Source organism: Candidatus Laterigemmans baculatus, from assembly GCF_010367455.1.
Lineage (GTDB): Bacteria > Planctomycetota > Planctomycetia > Pirellulales > Pirellulaceae > Laterigemmans > Laterigemmans baculatus.
The window spans coordinates 15878-36174 of record NZ_WRPR01000052.1 but is presented as its reverse complement, the minus strand read 5'-3'; the positions used below and the strand labels follow the sequence as shown (position 1 = coordinate 36174).

Here is a 20297-nt window from a genome sequence, read left to right as displayed (position 1 = left end):
GGTGCTCTCTCGAGCTTGTGGCACGGTTGGAATTTATGAAAAGCGAACGACGGCACCATCTGCAGCAGAACGAACTGGCCGGGCATCTGGGCACTTTCCGCGAGCGGTTTGAGCCGTACGCCGTTCCCGCCTTGATCGCCGTCGTGGTGATTGTGATCGCCGTGATCGCAGTCGGTCTGTTCCGCTCTCGAGGGGCGGAGCAACAAGCCGACGCCACGCTCGGGCTGCTGCTCAACACGGCTCAGGAAGATGCCGAAAGCTACCGGGAGATCCGCGCCAATTATCCCGACACCCAAGCCGCGCTCGTCGCTACGCTGACCCAAGCCGATGCCGATCTCGCCGCGGGCATCGAAGCGATGTACTCCGATCGCGAGGAGGCCGAAACCCGCCTCAGCGAAGCCGTCGAGGCCTACCGCGAAGTGCTCGATTCGGCCCAGTCCCTGCTGCTCCAGTCGCGAGCCGCTTTCGGTTTGGCCCAAGCGCTGGAGACCCAGGGCGATCTCGAAGCGGCGGTCGATGCCTACCAGCAAGTCGTCGATTTGCAGGAGTCCAAAGGCATCGTCAAAGTGGCCCAGCAACGGATCGAGTCGCTGCAAAACCCGCGGATCCAACAGTTCGTCTCCTGGTTCGAAGAGCAGAAGCCGACCACCGTCGACCCGGCCACCCCGCCCGGGATGCCCGAAGCCGGAGCGCTGCCCGAATTCCCCGACTTCTCGCTCCCTTCGGTGACTCCGCCGGCAACCCCCGCCCCGCCCACAACCCCCGGTGCCGAAGTCGAGGACGCTCCAGCTGAGGACGCTCCAGCTGAGGACGCTCCGGCTGAGGACGCTCCGTCGGCCGAGACCCCTGCCGAAAGCGAGCCGGAGATGGAGCCCGAGCCGACCACCGAGCCCGAGCCGACCACCGAGCCCGAGCCGACGACCGAGCCCGAGCCGACCACCGAGCCCGAGCCGACCACCGAGCCCGAGCCGACCACCGAGCCCGAGCCGACGACCGAGCCCGAGCCGACGACGGAGCCCGAGCCGACCACCGAGCCTGAGCCGACCACGGAGCCTGAGCCGACCACGGAGCCTGAGCCGACGACCGAGCCTGAGCCGACCACCGAGCCCGAGCCGACGAGCGACGAAGAGAATTCGCAATCTTGAACGCTCGACGTGAATCCGTAGAAGACGAGTTGGACGACTTCGAGATCGACGAGTTGGTCGTCCCTGTGGGGGCCGCGGAGCAGCCCACGGCGGAAGAGGGTGCGGCGGGCGAGTCACTCGCGGCGGAGTCCGGCGATGTTTCGGGCGGCGATGTTTCGGGCGGCGAGCCGATTCGCGAGATGGTCGTCCCCGAGAGTGCCCGAGGGATGCGGCTCGATCTGTTCTTGACGCATGTCATCGATGGCTACAGCCGCGAGCAGTTGCGTCGTGCGGTGCAGAACGACGCGGCCGAAGTCGATGGGCGGGTGAAGCGGCCGAGTTTTCGGGTCAAGGCGGGGCAGACGGTTCGCTTTCGCGTGCCGCCTCCAGCAGCGGACGGGCCGATCCCCGAAGCGATCCCGCTGGACATCCTGTACGAAGACGAGGGGATGGTCGTCGTCAACAAGCCTCCGGGGATGGTGGTCCATCCAGCCCGAGGGAATTGGACGGGGACGCTGACCAGCGCGCTGGCTTACCACTTTCAGTCGCTCTCGGATGTCGGCGGACCGACGCGGCCGGGGATCGTGCACCGCTTGGATCGCGACACCAGCGGCGTGATCGTGATCGCCAAGACGAATGCGGTCCACATCCATTTGGCCGAGCAGTGGGCGGCGCGGACGGTCAGCAAAACTTACTTGGCCGTTACCGCCGGGCGGCTCGATCGCGATCGCGACCAGATCGATGCGCCAATCGGTCGCCACCCGTACCAGCGGGAAAAGATGGCGATTCGCGACAACCACGTCACCAGCAAACCGGCCCGCACGTTTTACGAAGTGCTCGAGCGGTTCCATCGCTTCTCCTTCGTGCGGCTTTCGCCCGAGACGGGGCGAACGCACCAGATCCGCGTGCACCTGGAGCACGTGGGAACGCCCGTGCTGTGCGATCGGCTCTACGGGGGGAGGTCGATGATCACCGCCGCTCACCTCGAGAGCTCGGCTGCCGGCGGCGTTCGCAGCGAAGGTCCACCGCTGCTCGAACGCCAGGCTCTGCACGCCGCTCGGCTCGAGCTGGATCATCCGCAGAGCGGTCGGCGAATGGTGTTCGAAGCTCCGCTGCCGGCCGACATGACGGCGGTGCTCGAGAGGCTGAGAGAGCTGCGCGATCAGTGAAATCAGCCGCCGGGCGCTAGCCCCCGGTTCCCGGAAACGCCGTGAGAACCGGACGCTAGCGCGTTGCGGCTGATAGTTGAGTCCTCACTTAATCTCGTGATGGCGGTGGCGGACGATCGCTCCCTCGGCCATGAAAATCACGTCTTCGGCCAAGTTTTCCGCCAGGTCGGCGATTCGCTCCAAGTGGCGGGTGGCGCTGAAGCAGTGCAGGGCGGGTTCGACGTTCTCGGGGGATTCCTTCATCCGCTCCTGCAGCTCCCCGATCATCTTGCGGTTCAGCGCGTCGACGTTGTCATCGGCAGCGATCACGCGGCGGGCCAAGGCGGCGTCGCTATCGACGAATGCGTCGAGCGCTTGGCGGACCATCGCGCTGGCTTCTTGCACCATCACCTGCAGATCCTCGGGGATCGGAAACAGCGGGAAATGGTGCAGCGCCTCGGCCCGTTCGGCGATGTTGCAGCCGAGGTCGGCGATCCGCTCCAGGTCGCTGTTGATCTTGATGACCATCGTCAGCCACCGCAGATCGCTGGCGACCGGTTGGTGCAGGGCGAGCAGCTTGAGGCACTCTTCCTCGATGTGAACTTCCCGCTCGTCGACCGCCTGGTCGGTCTCGATGACCTGCCGGGCCAGATCGGGCCGCCGGTCGCGCAACGCCCGAAACGCTTGTCCGATCATTTGTTCGACGATTCCGAACAGCGACAGCAGTTCATCGCGGAGTTGATCGAGCTCGCGTTGCAGATGTTTCGACATGCGGGTTACCCAAATTTTCCAGTGACGTAATCTTCGGTTTGCTTCCGAGCGGGTTTGGTGAAGACTTGTTCGGTCGGTCCCACCTCGACCAGCCGGCCTTCGTAGAAGAACGCGGTTTGGTCGCTGCAGCGAGCGGCCTGCTGCATGTTGTGGGTCACGATGATGATCGTGTACTGCTGCCGCAGTTCAAAGATCAAGTCCTCGACCGCCAATGTACTGGCCGGGTCGAGCGCCGAGCAGGGTTCGTCCATCAGCAGGACTTCGGGGCCGACGGCGATCGCCCGCGCGATGCACAGCCGCTGCTGCTGGCCGCCGGAGAGTCCCAGGGCGGGGGCATGCAGGCGGTCTTTGACCTCGTCCCACACGGCCGCTTTGCGAAGCGCCCACTCGACCAAATCTTGGAGTTCGCTCTTGGAGCACCGCATGTGCAGCCGCGGTCCGAAGGCGACGTTCTCGAAGATGCTCTTGGGAAACGGGTTGGGCTTTTGGAACACGATTCCGATCCGGCGGCGGAGGTCGACGACGTCGGTCGAGCGGGCCAGCAGATCGAGCTCGCCGAGCATCGCGGTGCCGGTGCAGCGGGCTCCGGCGATCGTGTCGTTCATCCGGTTGAACCAGCGGAGCAGGGTGCTCTTGCCGCATCCGCTCGGGCCGATGAAGGCGGTCACCCGCCGCTCAGGGACGTTGAGCGAGATCGAGTGCAGGGCCTGAAAGTCGCCATACCACGAACTCAACTCCGAGACGCGAATCGCCGCGGCGCTCGCGGCGGCCGATTGCGGCGTCTCCTGTGGCGACCGCGGGAGGGGCGCTGGTGTGATGGTCTTTTCTTGCATGGTCACAGTCGGTTCCAGCATGGATCAGCTAAGGGGCTTTTGAAGCTTCTGGCGTATCAGCACCGCGACCGCGTTGAACGACAGAAGAATCAGCAGCAAGACGATGATTGCCGCGGCGGCGATGCCATGAAAACCTTCCTGGGGACGACCGGTCCAGTTGAAGATCTGCATCGGCATCACGGTGAAGTCGTCCATCAAGTGTTGCGGACCGCGGCTGATATACACGATCCCCGCGATGATCAGGATCGGTGCCGCTTCGCCGATCGCCCGGCTCATCGCCAGAATCGCACCGGTCATGATCCCCGGAATGGCTGCCGGGAGGCTGACGTTCCAGACCACCTGCCAGGGAGTCGCTCCGAGTCCACGGGCTCCATCGCGCAGCGACGAGGGGACGGCGCGGAGCGCCTCCTGGCTGCTGATGATCACGATCGGGAGGATGACCAGCATCAGCGTCAGAGCGCCAGTCAGCACGCCGCGGCCAAACGGCAGCCGGAAATAATACCACGCCCGCTTGTCGATCCGCCCCGCCTCGGCGTCGCTGAACAGCGTGTAGGCGAGCACTTCGGGGTCCTCGGGGTAGTCGCCACCGGGCTCGATCACGTGGACTTCGATCGGCTCGAGGTCGACGTCGTAGGCGGTCATCCCCTCGCGAACCTCGCTCATCGGAGCGTCTCGGTCGGCGACCGGGACGAGCACCGCCCGCTCTCCTTCGCTGAAAAATTGATCGTAGTACTGGACGCCTTGCTCGAACGCGGGTGCCCCTGATGCCCCCGGCACTTGGAACAGCCCAAACATTCCCACGAAAGCGGTCAGACCGAGAATCCCGTACACCACGCTGGGGACGCCCGCCAGGTTCGTGATGTTCAGCTGGATCAGTCCGTGGAACATCGCACCCCAGCGGTTTCGGGGGCGGAATTCTTCGAGCAGGATCGCCGTCGCAATCCCGATCGGCAGCGTCAGCAGTCCGCACAGCGTGCAGACCCAAATCGTGCCGGTCAGCGCCGGCCAGATCCCCGCTTCCTCGGGCACCGGCTGGGGCCCGGAGGTCATCAGCGTAGGCGTCAGGTAGGGAACGCCTTCGCGGAGGATCGAGGAGAGCAGAAAAATCAGCGTCAGCACCGAGATGGCCGCGGTGGCCACGCAGAGCGCAAAGAATGCCACGTTCAGACGAATCCGGCCGCGGCCTTCCCGCAACCGCACCGCGGGCGACTGCGCGGCGGGGGACTGCGCGGCGAGGGGCTCTCTTCCCAAGGCGGATTTCGATTCCGGCTGGTCCCCTGATTCCGGCTGGCCTACTGATTCCGGTGGGCCCACTGATTCCGGTGGGTTTGGCGATCCCGGGTGCGGTTGGCTCATTCGTACATTTCTCGGAAGCGTCGGCGGACGACGCTGCCGAACATCGTCAGAGCCAACGTGAGGACGAACAACGTGAAGGCGACCGCGTACATCGAATAGTACTCGACGCCGTAGTTGGAAACATCGCCGGTGGCCATCTGGACCATGAACCCCGTCATCGTCTGCACGTCCTCGCGAGGATCGGCAGTGACTCGCGGACGGCTTCCCGCGGCCAGGGCGACGATCATGGTCTCGCCAATCGCGCGGGCCACGGCCAGCAGAAACGCGCTGATGATTCCGCTCAGCGCCGCCGGCAGCACGACTTTCACCGACACATCAAATCGGGTTCCGCCCAGCCCGTAGGCCCCGTCGCGGAGGGCTCGCGGGACCGCCTGCAGGGCGTCCTCCGAGAGCGAACAGACGGTCGGCAAGCAGAGGATTCCGACGGCAATCCCGGCGCTCAAGGCGTTGTAGACGTTGAATCCCTCGTGGAACCACTGCAGGATCGGCGTGATCGTCGTCAGGGCGAAAAAGCCGTAGACGACCGTGGGGATTCCAGCCAGCACTTCCAGCACCGGCTTGAGCACGTTCCGCACCCGCCGCGGCGCGTACTCGCTGAGATACACCGCGGTGATCAATCCCAGCGGGAGGGCGATCACCATCGCGATCACGGTGACCAGCAGCGTGCCGCTGATCAGCGCCCAGATCCCAAAATGCTTTTCGCGGCCGATCAGCGGATTCCACTCGGTGCCGAACAGGAATTCCCCGACCGTCACTTCGTCGCTGCGGAAGAACTGCAGCGTCTCGGTGATCAAGACCCCGATGATCGAAACGGTCACCAGGATCGAGAAGATCGCGCACAGCACGAGCGTGGCGAAGATGAAAAATTCGCGGAAGCGGATGCCCTGCAGCGGTCGCATCGGGCGGGAAAACAGCTCCCGGACGCGGGCAGCATTCCGATCCGCGACGGTTTGCTCGTCGCGCTCCGAACGCTCGTCCTGGACGATGGCGGAACTCATGCCGTGGTTCGATTCCAGTTTCTAGAAACTGTGGAGGTTCTCGGGAGCGTAAACCTCCGTGACCGGGCCCGATCGGCTCTCGCCTTCTTCCGTCAAATAGTGCGTGCCCGTCTTGCGGCTTTGGAGGTTCGTCCGCACCTGATCATAGACGCTCGCCGGAAGCGCGACGTAGCCGGTCTCGGCCGCCAACTCGGGAGCTTGCTCGAGGTAGAACTGCGCAAACCGTTTGACCTCCGGACGGCGGAGCGAGTCGGCGTTGACGTAGATGAACAGCGGACGGCTGAAGGGAGCGTATTCGCCGCTTTCGATCGTCTCGGGATTCGGCAGCACCGCTTCGCCGCTCTGCGGATTGACGACCGGGACCGCTCTCAGCTTGTCTTTATTCTCTTCGTAGTACGCGACTCCGAAAAAGCCGATCGCTTCGGGGGAGCCCGAGACGCCGGTGACCAGCACGTTGTCATCTTCGCTGGTGCTCATGTCGCTTCGCATCTGTCCGTCTTCGCCAGCGACGACCTCGTTGAAATAGTCAAACGTGCCCGAATCGGTCCCGGGAGCGAAGATCGCGATCTCCTTTTCCGGCCAGCCCTCGCGAACGTCGCTCCAGTTCTTCGCCTGTCCCTCGGCGGTGAAGATCTTCTTCAGTTCGTCGACCGTGATCTGATCGACCCAGTCATTTTTCGGGTGGACGACGATTGTCAGCCCGTCGAAAGCGATGGGCATTTCGACAAACGCAGCGCCCGACTGGCGAGCCGATTCGAATTCCTCCTGCTTGATCGATCGCGACGCGTCGGAGATGTCGGTCTCCCCTTTCGTAAACCGCTTGAACCCGCCGCCGGTCCCCGACTGTCCGACCGTGACGCCCACGTTCGGATACCGCTTTTGGAACTGGGCGGCCGCCGCTTCGCTGATCGGATAGACGGTGCTCGAACCGTCGATCGAGACGTCGCCAGTCAGTTCGCGATTGACCGTGATTTTCTCGGCCGCTTGCTCCTCTGCCTGCTCGGTGGGAGCGATTTTAGAAGAGCAGCCCACCGCGGCGATCACCAGGATCAGGGGCAACAGAGACAGACGCATCGTACGGTTTCCTCAGGCGGTAGCACGGCTCGATGGACTTGCGGAAGGGGACCGCCGTGGCCGCCCCAACGCTCGCATCATCGTGCCTCTCGGGTGGGCCCTTGGTAAAGAGGCAAATCGTGAAGATCGTGTGAAGAATCAGCTTACTGCCGGGGCGGCGGCTCGCTCGAGGCAGCGGCTGATCTGCCGCACGGCCTGCCGCAGCCGCTGTTCGTTCTCCACCAGCGCCAGCCGCAGGTAGCCTTCGCCGGCGGCTCCAAACCCGCTGCCCGGGCTGACCGCCACGTCCCCTTGCTCGAGCAGCATCAGGGCGAAGTCCATCGTGCTCATCCGGCTCCGCCAGGGCTCGGGGACGCGGGCCCAGACGAACATGCCGGCTCGCGGCGGGGTCACTTCCCAGCCGATCCGCCGCAGGCCGTCGACCAGCACGTCGCGGCGGCCCTGGTAAATCTGCGACTGCTTCTCGACCGCCGCTTCGGTCTCTCGCAGAGCCACGATTGCCGCGATCTGGATCGCCTGGAACATCCCGTAATCGTAGTAGCCCTTGACGGTCCCCAAGCCGCGGATCATCTCGGCGTTCCCGGCGCAGAAGCCGACCCGCCAGCCGGCCATGTTGTAGCCCTTGCTCATGGTCGTGAATTCCACGCCCACTTCCTTCGCTCCCGGAGCGGCCAGGAAACTCGGCGGCTGGTAACCGTCGAACGCCACGTCGGCGTAGGCAAAATCGTGGATCACCAAGAAGCCGTACTTGCGTGCTAGCCGGACGACTTCGACGAAGAAATCGGGCTCGATCGTCGCCGACGAAGGGTTGTGCGGGTAGTTGACGATCAGCACTTTCGGCCGCGGCGTCAGGTTCTCGCAGGTGTAGGCGACGTTGCTGAGGAACTTGTCGGGATCGGCCACGTCGAGAGCGACGACGTTCCCCGAGGCGAGGATCACGCCGTACATGTGGATCGGGAAGTAGGGCGAAGGAATGATCGCCGTGTCGCCCGGGCCCATCAGCGCCAGGCACATGTGCGAAAAACCTTCCTTGCTCCCCAAGCAGGCGATGACTTCGTGTTCGGGGTCCAGCCGGACGCCGAACTTGCGAAAGTACTTGCTGGTCAGCTCACGCCGCAGGTTGAGCAAACCGTTCGACTTGCTGTAACCGTGGTTCCGCGGATCCTGGGCCGCTTCGATCAGCTTCTCGACCACTTCCGGGGCGGGCGGATCGGAGGGATTGCCCATCCCCATGTCGATCACGTCGGCACCAGCCCGCCGCTTCTGATAGAGCGTGTTGTTGATCCGCCCGAACATGTAGGGCGGCAAGCGATCGACGCGAGAAGCGAAGTGAACTTCGAACGGAGCCGGCTTCGGGTCCTCGGTGGGAGGATCGATCGCCGGCCCATCGAAATCGTAGGAATCGGTCATGGTTGCTGGTGGGGGCGGAGACGGTGACGGAAAGGGGGGCCGCGGCGAGGCGGTCCCCATTGTGTTCCATTTCTCCGACTCGTTGTAGGACTCGCTCGACGCTCTGTCGATCGGCCTCACCAGCCGCCACGGTTTAGCGGTCTCTCAAAAAACGGCATTCCACCGTCACCCTCCCCCCGGGAGGGTCGCGAGGAACGAGCGGGGAGGGCCCAGTGCGGCTCGCCCTTCTTGAGCCGTAGGCGCTAGCCTCGGGCCTCACATCTCGGCGGGGGGTGCAGAACCCGCGGCTAGCGCCGTCGGCTCAGGGTGGTCTGCCAGCGGTTTAGCGTTTTGCCGGGGCGGCTTGCTGGGGGGCCTCGGCGACCCGTCCGTCCTGGGTGGTCCCGGTCAGGAAGTTATCGATCTGCGCCGACTGCTTGATTTCGTCGAACGTCGCAGCCATCGCGATCCGCTCCTTCTTTTCGTGGATGTCGCGGGTCAGTTCCTCGCGGACGGCGCTCGGGTCGCTGACGAGCGGTTCGGTGCGGCCTTGGCACCGCAGCAGGATGTACTTGTCGCCGGTGGCGATGATCCCGCTCAGCCCACCCGGCTGGAGCGCGAAGGCTTCCTCTTCGATCGCCGGTTGGCCGCCAAAGCGACGGATCGGCGGGACTTTGCCAAAGTTGCTCTGCGACGTCGGCTCGATCGAGTACTGGGCGGCCAGTTCCCCGAAGAATTTCTCGGTTGGATTATTGCGGGCCATGTCCCAGACTTTTTGGGCGGTCCGCTGATCGCCGAGCACGATCGCCTGGACTTCGACCCGCGGTCCGAAATTCTTTTCGAAGCCTTGCTTGAGGTCTTCCTCGGTGACGGTGATCTCCGCGTCGATCAGTTTCTTCAGCGCGGCGGTCGGCCAGACGGCGTCCTTCTTGTACAGCTCGATCGCCTTGGCGTCTTCGCCTTCGAGCGCGTTGGCCAGCCAGCGGTCGACGTCGGCTTTGCCATCGGCGGTGACGAAGCCAAACGCGATTGCGGCCCGCTCGACTTCGCGTTGGACGTCTTCCTCGGTGACTTGCTGCTGCTTTTTCTTGAGGGCCTGAGTCAGCAGGGTGCGGTTGATCTCGCCTTCGAGGATCTCCTGGCCGTGACGCTTGATGGCTTCCTCAGTCGCCAAACCGATCGTCAGCTTTTGCTGGTTGATGATCGCCGCGACCCCGGGGTACTGGGCTTCCAGTTCGGGATTGCCAAAGACTTTCACGACCTGCGCTTTTTGCCGCAGCTCTTGAAACAGTTCACCCGCCGCGCCGCGGACTTTCTCGTCACGCAGCCGATCGGTGATCTGCGTGCGGATCGCCGGGAAGGCTTCTTCGGAGGGGGGGGTGGCAGCCAGTTTGCGAACGCACTGCAGGAACGCCCACTGGTCGCCGAGCTGGAATGGCTCGGAGATCTCGTTCTCCTTGAGCCCGAACGCGAGCTTCTCCAGTTCCGGGTCACCGATGTGGTGGCGGATCGGCGGGATCAGCCCCCGGACGCTCGCGCTTCCGGCGTCCTCGCTGTGCTGGGCGGCCAGCTGGCCAAAGGAGTCGGGGTTGGCCTTCGCCTGTTTGAGCAGCTCTTCGGCTCGGCTTCGCTCGGAGACCAGGATCATCCGGCACTTGACCGCTTCGCCGTACTGGCTGATGAAGGCCCGGTCGAATTCTTCCTGCGTGACCGTCACTTGGTCGGCGACCAGCGCCCGCAGGGCCAGCATCGGCCAGATCACTTCGCTGCTGTACTGTTCGGGAGTGATGTCCCGCTCTTCTTCGAGCAACCGCAGGTAGCTCTCGGGCGAGAGCCCGAATTTGCCCGCTACGCGGATGACTTCGTTCTGGACGTCTTGGTTGCTGATGTGGATCCCGGCTTCCTTGCAGGCTTGCAGGACCAGATAGCGATCGACCATCCCGTCGACGATATCGGTCCCGTAGCGGAGCATCGCTTCTTCGCCGATCCGGCGGCGGGTGAGCGGCTCGGCGTTGACGATCGCCAACACGCTGTCCTTGGCCACCTTCGGTGCGGCGGCGGGTGCGGCGGCGGAAGTTGCCGGGGGATCGGCGGCCGGAGCGGGCTGGACTGCGAGGGCAAGCTGGATCGCGAGCACCGGCGGCATCGCGATCGACAATGCTCGTGCGGATTTCAGAAACGTCTGGGAGAGGGTCATTTCGGTCACTCCATGAACCGAGCGAATGAACAAATCGTCCGATGCCGACCCGGTCCGTGGTCGACAGCCGCGGGGGGAGTCTAGAAATCTCCGCAATTCGGCTCAAGATCATTCCCGCCGGTGCCGAGGGGCCGGCAACACTGTCGCGGCGCGTCGCTGCCGAGCGGGCCGATCCGCTCTGGACTTCGCGCCCGTGGTCGCTCTACACCTGGACCTAACACCTGGGCCTGTGCGGATCGCTGGTGCTGGCGATTCGCCCCTTCCCAGGAGCTCCCACAGTTCCACGACCTCCACAGTTCCATTAGGGGAATCCGCATGGACGTGAATTTCTTTGCTTGGCTCCGCAACGGCGTCAAACAGTCGGTGTTGCTCGGTGTGAGCGACGCGATCGAAGACCTCGGTGTGCCGGCCGACGCGGATGAACTGCATCCGGGCGTCGCGGCGCTCCTCCAAGGCGAAGGCAACGAGACCAAACGCGTCGGGGCCAGCAGCGGCAAGGGAACGCGGAAGCGGCTCGGCCGTTCGCTCAAAGACATCGAGACGACGACAAGCACCTGAAGCTGGTTGCGGAAACCGATCAGCCGAAACGCGCTAGCGTCCGGTTTCCGGGAACCGTGGGCTAGCGCCCGGCGGCTGATGAAGCTGCCGGCGACTATCTATGCCAGCGGGAGTTCGAAGCGGAGCCGCGTGCCTTGGCCGGCCGCGGTCTCGAGGCTGGCGGTTCCTCCGGCTCGCTCGGCGCGGCGGATCATGCCCCGCACGCCCCACCGCGCCTGCGGTACCTGCGTCGGCTCGAATCCCCGCCCGTCGTCGGCGATGTCGAGCCGCAACCAGGAATCGACGACGTCGGCCGTAACGCGGATCGTGTCGGCCCCCGCATGCCGCTGGGCATTCCAGACCGCTTCTCGAATCAGCCGGTACGCCGTGGTGGCCACCGCTTGCGGGAGCGGTTCGCTCGCCGCAGCCAGCTCGATCTTGAGCTTCGCCGGCGGCGCGATCGTGGGGGAAGCGATGTGCTGCATTTGCTCCAAGTCGCCCTTCAGCACCGCGTGCCAGTAGCCTCCCGCGATCTCCGGGATATGCAGCCGGCGGATCAGCTGCCGCCCTTCGGCGATCGCCCGCTGCAGGGTCTCGATGAGCGCTGCGAGCGAATCGTCGTTGATCTCGCGGCCCGCTTTGTGGTGCGCCCGGATCGCTTCGGCGTGCATCTTCGCCGCGACCACCCACTGGATCAGCCCGTCGTGGAGATCCGCCGCAAACCGCTCGGCTTGCAGGTCGTCCGGATCGCTCTCAGAAGATGGCGAGTTCATGGGAAGGGCTCGCTTAGATATCCAGGTCGTTCAACTCGTCGACCAGCGCGTCCCACCGGTCGGCTGTCGAAGTCGGCTCGGCCACTGGCTCTTGGGCCGCAATCGGTCGGTGCGGATTGGGGGCCGCGGCGTGGCGATCGGGCGGGGATGCGGGGCGGGGGGATGCGAGCGACGGTCGCACGGGGCGGTGGGGGGCTGCCGGGGCGAGCTGGAAGGTGACGACGCGGCGGGAGGCGAGCAACCGCTCGAGGGCTGCTTGCAGGGTCGCTGCGGAGTGGTCCGCGAGCGGGTGGTGGAAGATCCGCCGCTCGCCGGACGCGCTGCCGATGGCTGCCGCTTCCGCGTCGAGCGGGTGCGGAGCGCGACGACCAGGGATGTGGCATGCGGCCAATCGTTCGGCGGCCACCGCGGGCGTTTCCCAAGAGAGCAGGGCGAGGTCGCCGCCGAGCCGTTCGAGCAGCAGTCGATCGGTCGAGTTCTCGGCGAGCGACTCGAGCGGACCAATCAGACTCAGGTCCATTCCGGGCGCCCCGATCAAGCGGGCGACGAGGTCCGATTCCAGCTCGCGGCGCTGCGGCGTTCCGCCCGCCGATTGGCTCACGACGACGTTCAGACGAATGCTCACGCGAGTCGACTCATCGATGGGAGGGAGGCAATTGGTGTTCGAAGTCCTCGTACAGCGTAGCCCAAAGCTGGCGAACATTCCCCTCGGCGGCTCGCCACCGCTGCTCAAAAGTGTGGGGGTCGAGGATCGCCTCGCGTTGTTCGGGAAAGTCGTCGAGCAGGATTGCCGTGAGCCGACGGGCGACCGACTGCGGCGTTCCCGTCTCAAACAGCCGGTAAAAACCTTGCGGCGGGCGATGGGCGGTGACCAGCAGCCGGACGCCCGCCCGCCAGGCTCGATACAGCAACCGCCAGCGGCTGAGCCAAGCCAGCTGTTCGTAGCCGTCGACGATCAGCGTTGCTCCGCGCGGGGTCGCAGCCAGAGTCCGCCAGAGCTGGGCCGCGGCGGCCTTCTTTGCCTGAGCCTCGCCGGCTCGCAGGGTGACCAGCTGCGAGGGGTGTCCGCTCAGGTAATCGAGATGGCCGCGAAGATGGGCCAGCATCGTGGTTTTTCCGGTCCCGTGAGGTCCGCTGATGCACGCCCGGCGGTGGGCGGCGACGCGAGCGGCGAGTTCGGCCGCGGAGAGGGGCGAAGCATCGTCGGCGCGCAGGTAGGGGAGGGCGCCGGGGCGAGTGTAACGAGTGCTAAACGGGTTGTCGGGTCGCAGGTGATCGGGTCGCAGGTGATTCGAGCGCGGGTTGGAGGGGTGGAGTGGGGCGGTCGCCGGCGTCGTCGCCGGCGGCGTGCATCGTGAACGGGAGCTCGGTCACGATCTCCTGGCCGCCGGAGAGGAACAGCCGCATCCGCGCGCACCAGCGGATCCGCAGCAGGTGACCGTTGTAGGAGACGGGGCTCTCGGGAAGCAGCGAGACGAACTTTTGCGGCTGGCTCAAATCGATCTCGCGGAGCCGGGCGGCGCTGAGCCGGCGAAAGAAGTGAACCGAGAGGTCCTCGTCTCCTTTGCCTTCGGTGTACCACAGCACCGAGAGTTCGATCCCCTGCAAGCTCTCCAGGTTCAGCCGTTCGACATGCCAGGTGCATTCGAACATGTCACCGCAGGTGTACCGACCGTCAGCCCGTTCGCAACGCAGGCTCACCGCCGGTCGCGCGTCCCCGCTCCGCAGGGCGGATGAACGACGACGGGGAAACTTCGGGAGAACGATGGCCACGGTCGAGACTCTCCACTGACGACTATTTTCCAATGAACCGCATTGTGCGGACTTTGAAAGGAATGCATAGCTCTGGGAGGCACTTTCAATTCAAATTCTTCCTCCCATGGTGTCTCCGGGTCAATGGAGACGTTCTTCTCGCTACAGATTGCCGTCTCGCTCGCCACGTGGCGGTCGACGCGGACGTCGGTCCCTTGGCGAAAAATCGATTCCTCTTCGCAAACCAGGCTGACCCGCAAACGCCGCAGCCTCAGCTTGCCGAACTGGGCGACGAATAATCGGTAGCTGGACGAGGGTCGCAGCGGATTGTCGCTGATCTCGACGATTGTCGCCCCCACGCCCGCCGATTCACGGAGCTGCCGCAAAAAGTACCGCGCGGTCCAGATCCCGATTCCCCCCAGAGGCAGCAGCAGGAAGGTCAGCATCGGCCGCGGAGTCCCCCGCCAGAGCCCCGACACAGCGACCGCGGCCAAGACCACCCAAACTCCACACCAAAGCAAAGCGAGAACAGCAGCCGCAGCCACACGTGTCACCGGCGAGGCACTAGAGGGCAAACGGTATGCCAAGCGAATCCCGGGGCTGTCTCCCAGCGCGTCGCCTTGAGGCACGTTGGGGAGCGGCCGCGTTTGCCGCGCCGGGCGACCGACCAGCTCGAGCGATTCGGTCCGCCGCGCCAGCGCCGCCCGCCGCTCGCTGCTCGCCCCGACCCTCAGGATCCGGTAGCTCAAGCCGCCTCCGCCGGTCACGAGCAAGGCCAGCGAGGCGATCAGAAAGATCCAAAAACCGAGTCCCACTGGGACCGCCGGACCGCCTCCGCCAGGAAACCGGCCGACGATCGTCAGCGTCACCGCAAAGACGCCGATCAAAAACAGGAGCGCGTAAAACAGCACTTCGCCCACGACGCCCGAAAACACCCGCGCTGCCAGGCGGCTGCCCCGTTTCTTGCTCCACGGTTGCGGTAAAAGTGGCATGGCAGCGGAATCGCGCTTCAGGTCGTCAGAGGAGCAGGTGGCAATGCCCAGGGCGGAGTGCTCGAACCATACCCGCCGCACGCCGACAAGAGTATAGAGCCTCCGCCGCCGAGAGCAGCCCACCCCCACCCCCACTCGTACTCGTACTCCTACTCCTACTCCTACTCCTACTCGTACTCGTACTCGTACTCGTACTCGTACTCAGCGAAGCGGTACTCGTACTCGATTCGAGCGCACCGACACGCGAGCCGCGGGGATCGAGTACCGCTGCGCTGAGTACGAGTACCGCTGCGCTGAGTACGAGTACCGCTGCGCTGAGCACGAGTACCGCTTCGCTGCGTACGAGTACCGCTTCGCTGAGTACGAGTACCGCTGCGCTGAGTACGAGTACCGCTGCGCTGAGTACGAGTACCGCTTCGCTGAGTACGAGTACCGCTTCGCTGAGCACGACTGCCGATCCGTGTACGATTGACACTCCCGATTGCAAAATTTTCCCTTCCCTCGAGGGCTTGCCATGCCTCCTCCCCTTCCGTTGCTCGCCCTCTCGCTGCTGTGCTTTGCGTTTTTTGGCTCGTGGCAGACTCCGGTTCGCGGCGGGGATTGGCCGCAGGTACTCGGTCCGCAGCGGGATGGGCATGCCGAGGGGGAAACGGTCGCCCCCTGGCGTCAGCCGCCGGCGATTCGCTGGCGAGCCGAGTGTGGGGCAGGGTACTCCGGTGTCGCCGTCGCCTCTGGCAAAGTGCTGCTTTGGCACCGGCTCGGCGACGAGGAGGTGCTCGATTGCCTCTCGGTAAAAGAGGGCCAGCGGCTGTGGCGGGCGGCGTTTCCAGCGATCTACCGCGGTGGGGTGGATGCCGATCGCGGACCCCGTTGCGTGCCGGTCGTCGCCGACCAGCGGGTCTTCGTGTATGGGGCGGCGGGGGATCTGCACGCGGTCGCCCTGGCCGATGGCAAAACGCTCTGGTCGCGGCAATTGCGGACCGACTACCGCGGCGACGATGGCTATTTCGGTGCCGGCAGCACGCCGATCGTCGTGGAGGATCGAGTGATTGCCGCGGTCGGAGGTGAAGCTGGGGCGGGGTTGGTCGCTGTCGACGCGGCCACGGGGCAGACGCTTTGGACGGCGACCGACCAAGAAGCCGCCTACGCTTCGCCGGTGACCGCCCGGGTCGGCGAAAAGACGTACGTCGTGGCGGTGCTGCGGATGGCCACCGTGATGGTCGATCCGGCGAGCGGCGAGATCGTCCGCCAGTTCGATTTTGGCCGTCGTGGTCCGACGGTCAACGCAGCCACGCCGCTGGTCGACGGCAGCGAGTTGCTCGTCACGGCCGCTTATGGCGTGGGGTGTCGCAAAGTCGATCTGGCCGATTCGCCGCCGACTCCGCTCTGGGAATCGACCGACGTGATCAGCAGCCAGTACGCCTCGCCGGTCCGCGTCGGCGGTTGGCTGTACGCGATCAGCGGTCGCGAGGATTTGGGAGACGCGGGGCTGAAGTGCGTCAGTTGGTCGGACGGCGCGACTGCCTGGGAACAGCCCGACTATGGAACCGCTCACCTGATCGCCGCGGGAGAGCGGATCGTGGCCCAGCGGGTCGACGGCCAGCTCGATCTGCTGGCGGCGAACCCCGAGCGGTTGGAGCGGTTGGCCACCGCCGAGTTGCCCGCCGGCGTCTATCGCTCGCTGCCGGCGCTCTCCGACGGCGTGCTGTACTGCCGCCGCACCCAGTCGGCGACCAGCGGAGAGCTCATCGCCCTGGAATTGGCGCCGTAGTACCTATCGCAGTAGAGGCATGGCAAGCCGCCAATGTAATCAGCCGCCACGCGCTAGCGTCCGGTTCTTGCGGCGTTTTCGAGAACCGGGGGCTAGCGCCCGGCGGCTGATGAATAATCCGGGCTAGCGTGTGGCGGCTGATCGTCAATGCATGCCCAGTCAAGGATTGCGGGCTATCAGCCTGTTCCAATCCGTCCGCCCTAAACTTCGACCGGTTTGCGGCCTGGGCGGTAGAAGCCGAGTTGCTCGAGCGCTCCGTAGACTTCTTCGAGCGTCTTTTCGCCGAAGTTCGAGATGCTCAGCAACCGCTTGGGGGTCGCCCCGAGCAGGTCGCGGACGGTGAAGATCCCGGTCTCTTCCAAGCAGTTGGTGGTCCGCACCGAGAGGCCCATTTCGGCGATCGACAGATCGAGGCGATCGCGTTGCAGGCGGGCGCGTTCGTCAGCTTTGCTCAGCGGAATGCGGGTCGACATTCGGTGGGTCCTCCGGTGACCGAAAAGAAAGCGAATTTGTCCGTAATGCGGGAACTGCGAATCGTACCGGAGGAGGTTCAGTAGCGGTAGACGTGTTTGGTCAGGAAGCCGCCGGCGGTCAGCAGCAGGCCGTTGCCCATCCACACGCAGTAAGGGGGCAGCGTGCCGTCCTTGGCGCTGTCGAGGCCGAACTGCAGCAGCGGGTAGTAGACGAGCAGGATCGGGACAAAACACATCCCGAAGCTGGTCCAGTAGTCGGCGCTCTTCATGCGGATTGCCAGCGGGACGCCGACGAGGACGAAGAAGAAGCAACTGAAGCCGCCAGCCCACCGCCGCCAGGGCTCGGTGCGGAGCCGGATCAGCCGCGCTTCGCCCGCGTGAATCTCGTTTTCGAGCGTCTGTCCGCGAGGTCCACCGAGCTCACCCCAGCGGGCGGAGATCAGCGAAAAACCGGTCTGGGCCGCCAGCCGCTGGCGGTTCGCCTCGTTGGCCCGCTCCTGGCGGATCGCTTCGGGACCCATCACCCGCAGCGGCAGCTCGCTCGGGCTGGTGCTGCTGACCGAGCCTTTCCGCAGCACCATGTCGAGCGGGATCGGGATCTCGGTCCCGTCGGGCAGGATCGCCTGATAGCGGTCGCCGTAGGAGACGCGGCAGTCGACGACGCGGAGGGTCAGCGTCTCGTCGGTGGGATTCAGCGACATGCCTCCTTCGCGAGCGGTCCAGGTGACCGGCTCGCCGGACGATTTGAGGTGCATCGTCACTGTCGGGTAGAGCAGCCGCCGACCGTCGACGTCGAGCACGTGGATCGAAAAGCCCTTGGGCGAGCTGTAGGAACGCTGGGCGCGGAGCATCCGGTAGACGACATCCTCGATCGAATGCATCATCACCTGCTTGGCTCCCGGCCGGCCCCAGGAGACCGCGATGTCGCTGAGATAGACCGCGAACGGGCTGAGCAGGGCGGCGAACACGAACGCCGGCTGCATCACGCGGAGCGGAGAAATTCCCGAAGCCTTGATCGTGGAGATCTCGCCGTCGGCCGACATCCGCCCATACACGCAGCAGACCGAAAACAGCATCGTCGCGGGAAGCGCGAACTGCAGGCTCATCGGCAGCACGTACGGCAGCAGGCTGAGCACCGCCATCACGCCGAGCCCTTCGCGCAACAGCTCGCGCCCGACCCCGATCAACAAGATCAGGACCGTCAGGACCAACAGCGCGACGGAGAAGATCTTGAGAATCTCCGCCAGGATGTAACGTGTGAGCCGAGTGGGCATGCCGATCCGGGGGCTGAAATGCGGCCGGAGCGTAGCAAGCGGGCGGCGTCGAGCGAAACCTCAGAAATGCGAACCGGTGTCCGGTGGCCGGTGGCCGGTGGCCGGTGGCCGGAAGAATCTGAGATTTTATCTGAGATATCAAATTCCATTCTCATCTCCCGGCTCCCGGCTCCCGGCTCCCGGCTCCCGGCTCCCGGCCACCGGACACCGTTTCCCTTAAATGTCGAGGGTCGAGTCGCTGGCTTGGCGGTTGTGCTGGTCGCGGAGCTGCTGCATCGTCTCGATGATCGCTTCGGCTTGCAGGCGGACCGCTTCGCCTCCCGCTTGCCGCTGCCGCGCTTCCCGGGCCTGCTCCTGAAGCTGGTCGACTTGCTTCCAGTCCAGGTTCCAGCCCTTGTCGATCGCCGCTTCGCGGAGCGCCTGGACGGTCCCGCCGAGGCGATTGATCAACGCGTCGCTCGGCTTGATCGAATAGCGACGGTAGGGGCTGCCCGTGCGGTGGCCGCCGAGCGGTCCGGGAGGGACCGGGACGTCGACCGGACGCAACCAGCTGCGGAGGGTAAAGCCGATCGCCAGGAGGCTGAGGATCGCGGTCACGACCGCCGTTCCCCGCTGTTCGAGCAACAGCAGAATCAACGTGGCGAGCACGCAGGCGGCAGTGGTTGCCAGCAGCGGTTCCGAAGGCAGCTTTCGCCGCCGCTTGATCGAGCGGGCACTCATCCCGGCGGCCAGGCCGGGGTCGTCGACGACCTGGACCGCGATCACCGTGATATTGTCTTGCCCGCCGCGTAGATTGGCCAAGTCGACCAATACCCGCACGGCTCGGTGCGGCGGCAGACAGCAGAGCAGGACGCCAATCTCCTCGTCGTCGACCTGCCCGGTCAGCCCGTCGCTGCAGAGCAAGTAGCGATCCCCCTTGAGCACCGGCCAGGGCCCTTCGAGGTCGATCTGGACATCGGCACTCGGACCGAGCGAACGGGTGATCACGTTTTTGGGGATCGACTGGCTGAGCGTGCTCTCGGGATGGACTTGCCCGGAGGCTTGCATCTCCCAGACCAGGCTGTGGTCGAACGTCAGCTGCTCGAAGGCGTTGCCGCGGGCGCGGTAGACGCGGCTGTCGCCGACGTGAGCGATCACCGCTCCATCGGGGAGCAGTGCCAAAGCGCTGGCGGTGGTCCCCATGTTGTGGAACTCGGGGTTTTGCATCCCCCGCCGGTGGATCTCGTTGTTCGCTTCCTGGACCGATTGCCGCAGCGCCTCGGCCGCCCCCACCTGGGATCGCTTCAAGTACTGGTGCGGAATCGTGTCGACCGCCATCCGGCTGGCCAGCTCGCCCGCTGCATGCGCCCCCATGCCGTCGGCCACGACGAACAGGTGACCGCGGGTGCAGTACCGCTCGACCGAGTCGGCCGGCAGCGCCGTCGCCGCATCCTGGTTATTCGCCCGCCGCATGCCGACGTCGGACAGCACCGCGAACTCGACCATCGAGGTCGGTGAGGGGGCGTCCGGTTGGGCAGCGGGCTGCGGCATGCGTCTCGGGTGGCGTTCTTCGCGAGGCGTGTTCTAGGAGTGCCGTGCGTCAGTTTGGGCGATGTGCGCTGGCTATTGTATTTACCGGTGGAGCGACAACCTAGTCGACTGCCGACCCGCGTTGATCCCCAGGGAGCCCGCGTTGATCCCGCGGGAGCCCACGTTGATGCCGCGGGAGGACGAATCTGCCTTGGCATGCCTCGCTGCGGGTTGCTATAGGCAGCCCCATGAAGCCCGCCCGCCGCCATGCCCGAATGGCCTTAGCCGCTGCTCTGCTTACGCTCCCCACGGTTGGGTGTGTCCGC

20 protein-coding genes are annotated in these 20297 nt (G+C 65.2%); 5 read left to right on the top strand and 15 right to left on the bottom strand.

Annotated features, from left to right (window positions below):
- Positions 1-35: 35 nt before the first annotated feature.
- Together GNK13_RS21715 and GNK13_RS11510 are read left to right on the top strand one after the other, a co-directional pair.
- Positions 36-1145 carry a tetratricopeptide repeat protein gene (locus GNK13_RS21715; RefSeq protein ID WP_235935074.1) on the top strand — a complete coding sequence of 370 codons (1110 nt, stop codon included), beginning with the start codon at positions 36-38 and terminating at the stop codon, positions 1143-1145.
- The gene (locus GNK13_RS11510; protein WP_235935073.1) at positions 1142-2293 is read left to right on the top strand and encodes an RluA family pseudouridine synthase; all 1152 of its coding nucleotides are present in this window, start codon (positions 1142-1144) and stop codon (positions 2291-2293) included. Before GNK13_RS21715 ends, GNK13_RS11510 begins: the two co-directional genes overlap by 4 nt.
- An 84-nt stretch (positions 2294-2377) precedes the next feature.
- Here the strand turns inward: GNK13_RS11510 and phoU are convergent, their stop codons facing one another.
- From phoU to GNK13_RS11475, 7 genes are all read right to left on the bottom strand, one after another.
- Positions 2378-3043: a phosphate signaling complex protein PhoU gene (gene phoU, locus GNK13_RS11505; RefSeq protein WP_164102669.1), complete on the bottom strand. Its 666-nt coding sequence runs from the start codon at positions 3041-3043 to the stop codon at positions 2378-2380.
- A gap of 5 nt (positions 3044-3048) precedes the next feature.
- Positions 3049-3876, bottom strand: coding sequence for a phosphate ABC transporter ATP-binding protein PstB (gene pstB / locus GNK13_RS11500; RefSeq protein ID WP_164102668.1), 828 nt, complete (start codon positions 3874-3876; stop codon positions 3049-3051).
- Between the two features lie 24 nt (positions 3877-3900).
- Positions 3901-5127 (bottom strand): PstA family ABC transporter permease, encoded by a 1227-nt coding sequence (locus GNK13_RS11495; RefSeq protein ID WP_164102667.1) that lies wholly within the window; start codon positions 5125-5127, stop codon positions 3901-3903.
- 101 nt (positions 5128-5228) lie between these two features.
- Positions 5229-6230 (bottom strand): phosphate ABC transporter permease subunit PstC, encoded by a 1002-nt coding sequence (pstC, locus tag GNK13_RS11490; RefSeq protein ID WP_235935071.1) that lies wholly within the window; start codon positions 6228-6230, stop codon positions 5229-5231.
- A 21-nt stretch (positions 6231-6251) separates the two neighbouring features.
- Positions 6252-7304 carry a PstS family phosphate ABC transporter substrate-binding protein gene (locus GNK13_RS11485; RefSeq protein ID WP_164102666.1) on the bottom strand — a complete coding sequence of 351 codons (1053 nt, stop codon included), beginning with the start codon at positions 7302-7304 and terminating at the stop codon, positions 6252-6254.
- A gap of 138 nt (positions 7305-7442) precedes the next feature.
- Positions 7443-8714 (bottom strand): aminotransferase class I/II-fold pyridoxal phosphate-dependent enzyme, encoded by a 1272-nt coding sequence (locus GNK13_RS11480; protein ID WP_164102665.1) that lies wholly within the window; start codon positions 8712-8714, stop codon positions 7443-7445.
- Between the two features lie 322 nt (positions 8715-9036).
- Positions 9037-10890 carry a peptidylprolyl isomerase gene (locus GNK13_RS11475; protein ID WP_235935069.1) on the bottom strand — a complete coding sequence of 618 codons (1854 nt, stop codon included), beginning with the start codon at positions 10888-10890 and terminating at the stop codon, positions 9037-9039.
- A gap of 41 nt (positions 10891-10931) precedes the next feature.
- On the opposite strand from GNK13_RS11475, the gene GNK13_RS11470 reads away from it, so the two are divergent.
- Together GNK13_RS11470 and GNK13_RS11465 are read left to right on the top strand one after the other, a co-directional pair.
- A complete protein-coding gene (locus GNK13_RS11470) occupies positions 10932-11108 on the top strand; it encodes a hypothetical protein (RefSeq protein ID WP_164102664.1) in 177 nt (58 codons plus the stop codon).
- Between the two features lie 97 nt (positions 11109-11205).
- The gene (locus GNK13_RS11465; protein WP_164102663.1) at positions 11206-11448 is read left to right on the top strand and encodes a hypothetical protein; all 243 of its coding nucleotides are present in this window, start codon (positions 11206-11208) and stop codon (positions 11446-11448) included.
- 98 nt (positions 11449-11546) lie between these two features.
- On the opposite strand, the gene GNK13_RS11460 is transcribed toward GNK13_RS11465, so the two are convergent.
- From GNK13_RS11460 to GNK13_RS11440, 5 genes are all read right to left on the bottom strand, one after another.
- Positions 11547-12200 carry a sensor histidine kinase gene (locus GNK13_RS11460; RefSeq protein WP_164102662.1) on the bottom strand — a complete coding sequence of 218 codons (654 nt, stop codon included), beginning with the start codon at positions 12198-12200 and terminating at the stop codon, positions 11547-11549.
- Between the two features lie 13 nt (positions 12201-12213).
- Positions 12214-12825 carry a hypothetical protein gene (locus tag GNK13_RS11455; RefSeq protein ID WP_164102661.1) on the bottom strand — a complete coding sequence of 204 codons (612 nt, stop codon included), beginning with the start codon at positions 12823-12825 and terminating at the stop codon, positions 12214-12216.
- A 10-nt stretch (positions 12826-12835) separates the two neighbouring features.
- A complete protein-coding gene (locus tag GNK13_RS11450; protein ID WP_164102660.1) occupies positions 12836-13306 on the bottom strand; it encodes a hypothetical protein in 471 nt (156 codons plus the stop codon).
- Positions 13307-13448: 142 nt separating this feature from the next.
- The gene (locus tag GNK13_RS11445) at positions 13449-13853 is read right to left on the bottom strand and encodes a hypothetical protein (RefSeq protein WP_164102659.1); all 405 of its coding nucleotides are present in this window, start codon (positions 13851-13853) and stop codon (positions 13449-13451) included.
- Positions 13854-13897: 44 nt separating this feature from the next.
- Entirely contained in the window at positions 13898-14944 is a 1047-nt protein-coding gene (locus GNK13_RS11440; RefSeq protein WP_164102658.1) for a hypothetical protein, read from the bottom strand.
- 514 nt (positions 14945-15458) lie between these two features.
- Between GNK13_RS11440 and GNK13_RS11435 the strand changes: the two genes are divergently transcribed.
- Positions 15459-16715 (top strand): outer membrane protein assembly factor BamB family protein, encoded by a 1257-nt coding sequence (locus GNK13_RS11435; RefSeq protein WP_164102657.1) that lies wholly within the window; start codon positions 15459-15461, stop codon positions 16713-16715.
- Positions 16716-16915: 200 nt separating this feature from the next.
- Here GNK13_RS11435 and GNK13_RS11430 read toward each other — a convergent pair whose 3' ends face one another.
- The 3 genes from GNK13_RS11430 to GNK13_RS11420 all read right to left on the bottom strand — a co-directional run bounded on the left by GNK13_RS11430 (position 16916) and on the right by GNK13_RS11420 (position 19992).
- Positions 16916-17188: a DNA-directed RNA polymerase subunit alpha C-terminal domain-containing protein gene (locus tag GNK13_RS11430; protein ID WP_164102656.1), complete on the bottom strand. Its 273-nt coding sequence runs from the start codon at positions 17186-17188 to the stop codon at positions 16916-16918.
- Between the two features lie 77 nt (positions 17189-17265).
- Complete coding sequence (locus GNK13_RS11425; protein WP_164102655.1) at positions 17266-18462, bottom strand: LptF/LptG family permease; 1197 nt, start codon at positions 18460-18462, stop codon at positions 17266-17268.
- 216 nt (positions 18463-18678) lie between these two features.
- A complete protein-coding gene (locus tag GNK13_RS11420) occupies positions 18679-19992 on the bottom strand; it encodes a PP2C family protein-serine/threonine phosphatase (RefSeq protein WP_235935067.1) in 1314 nt (437 codons plus the stop codon).
- Between the last annotated feature and the right edge of the window lie 305 nt (positions 19993-20297).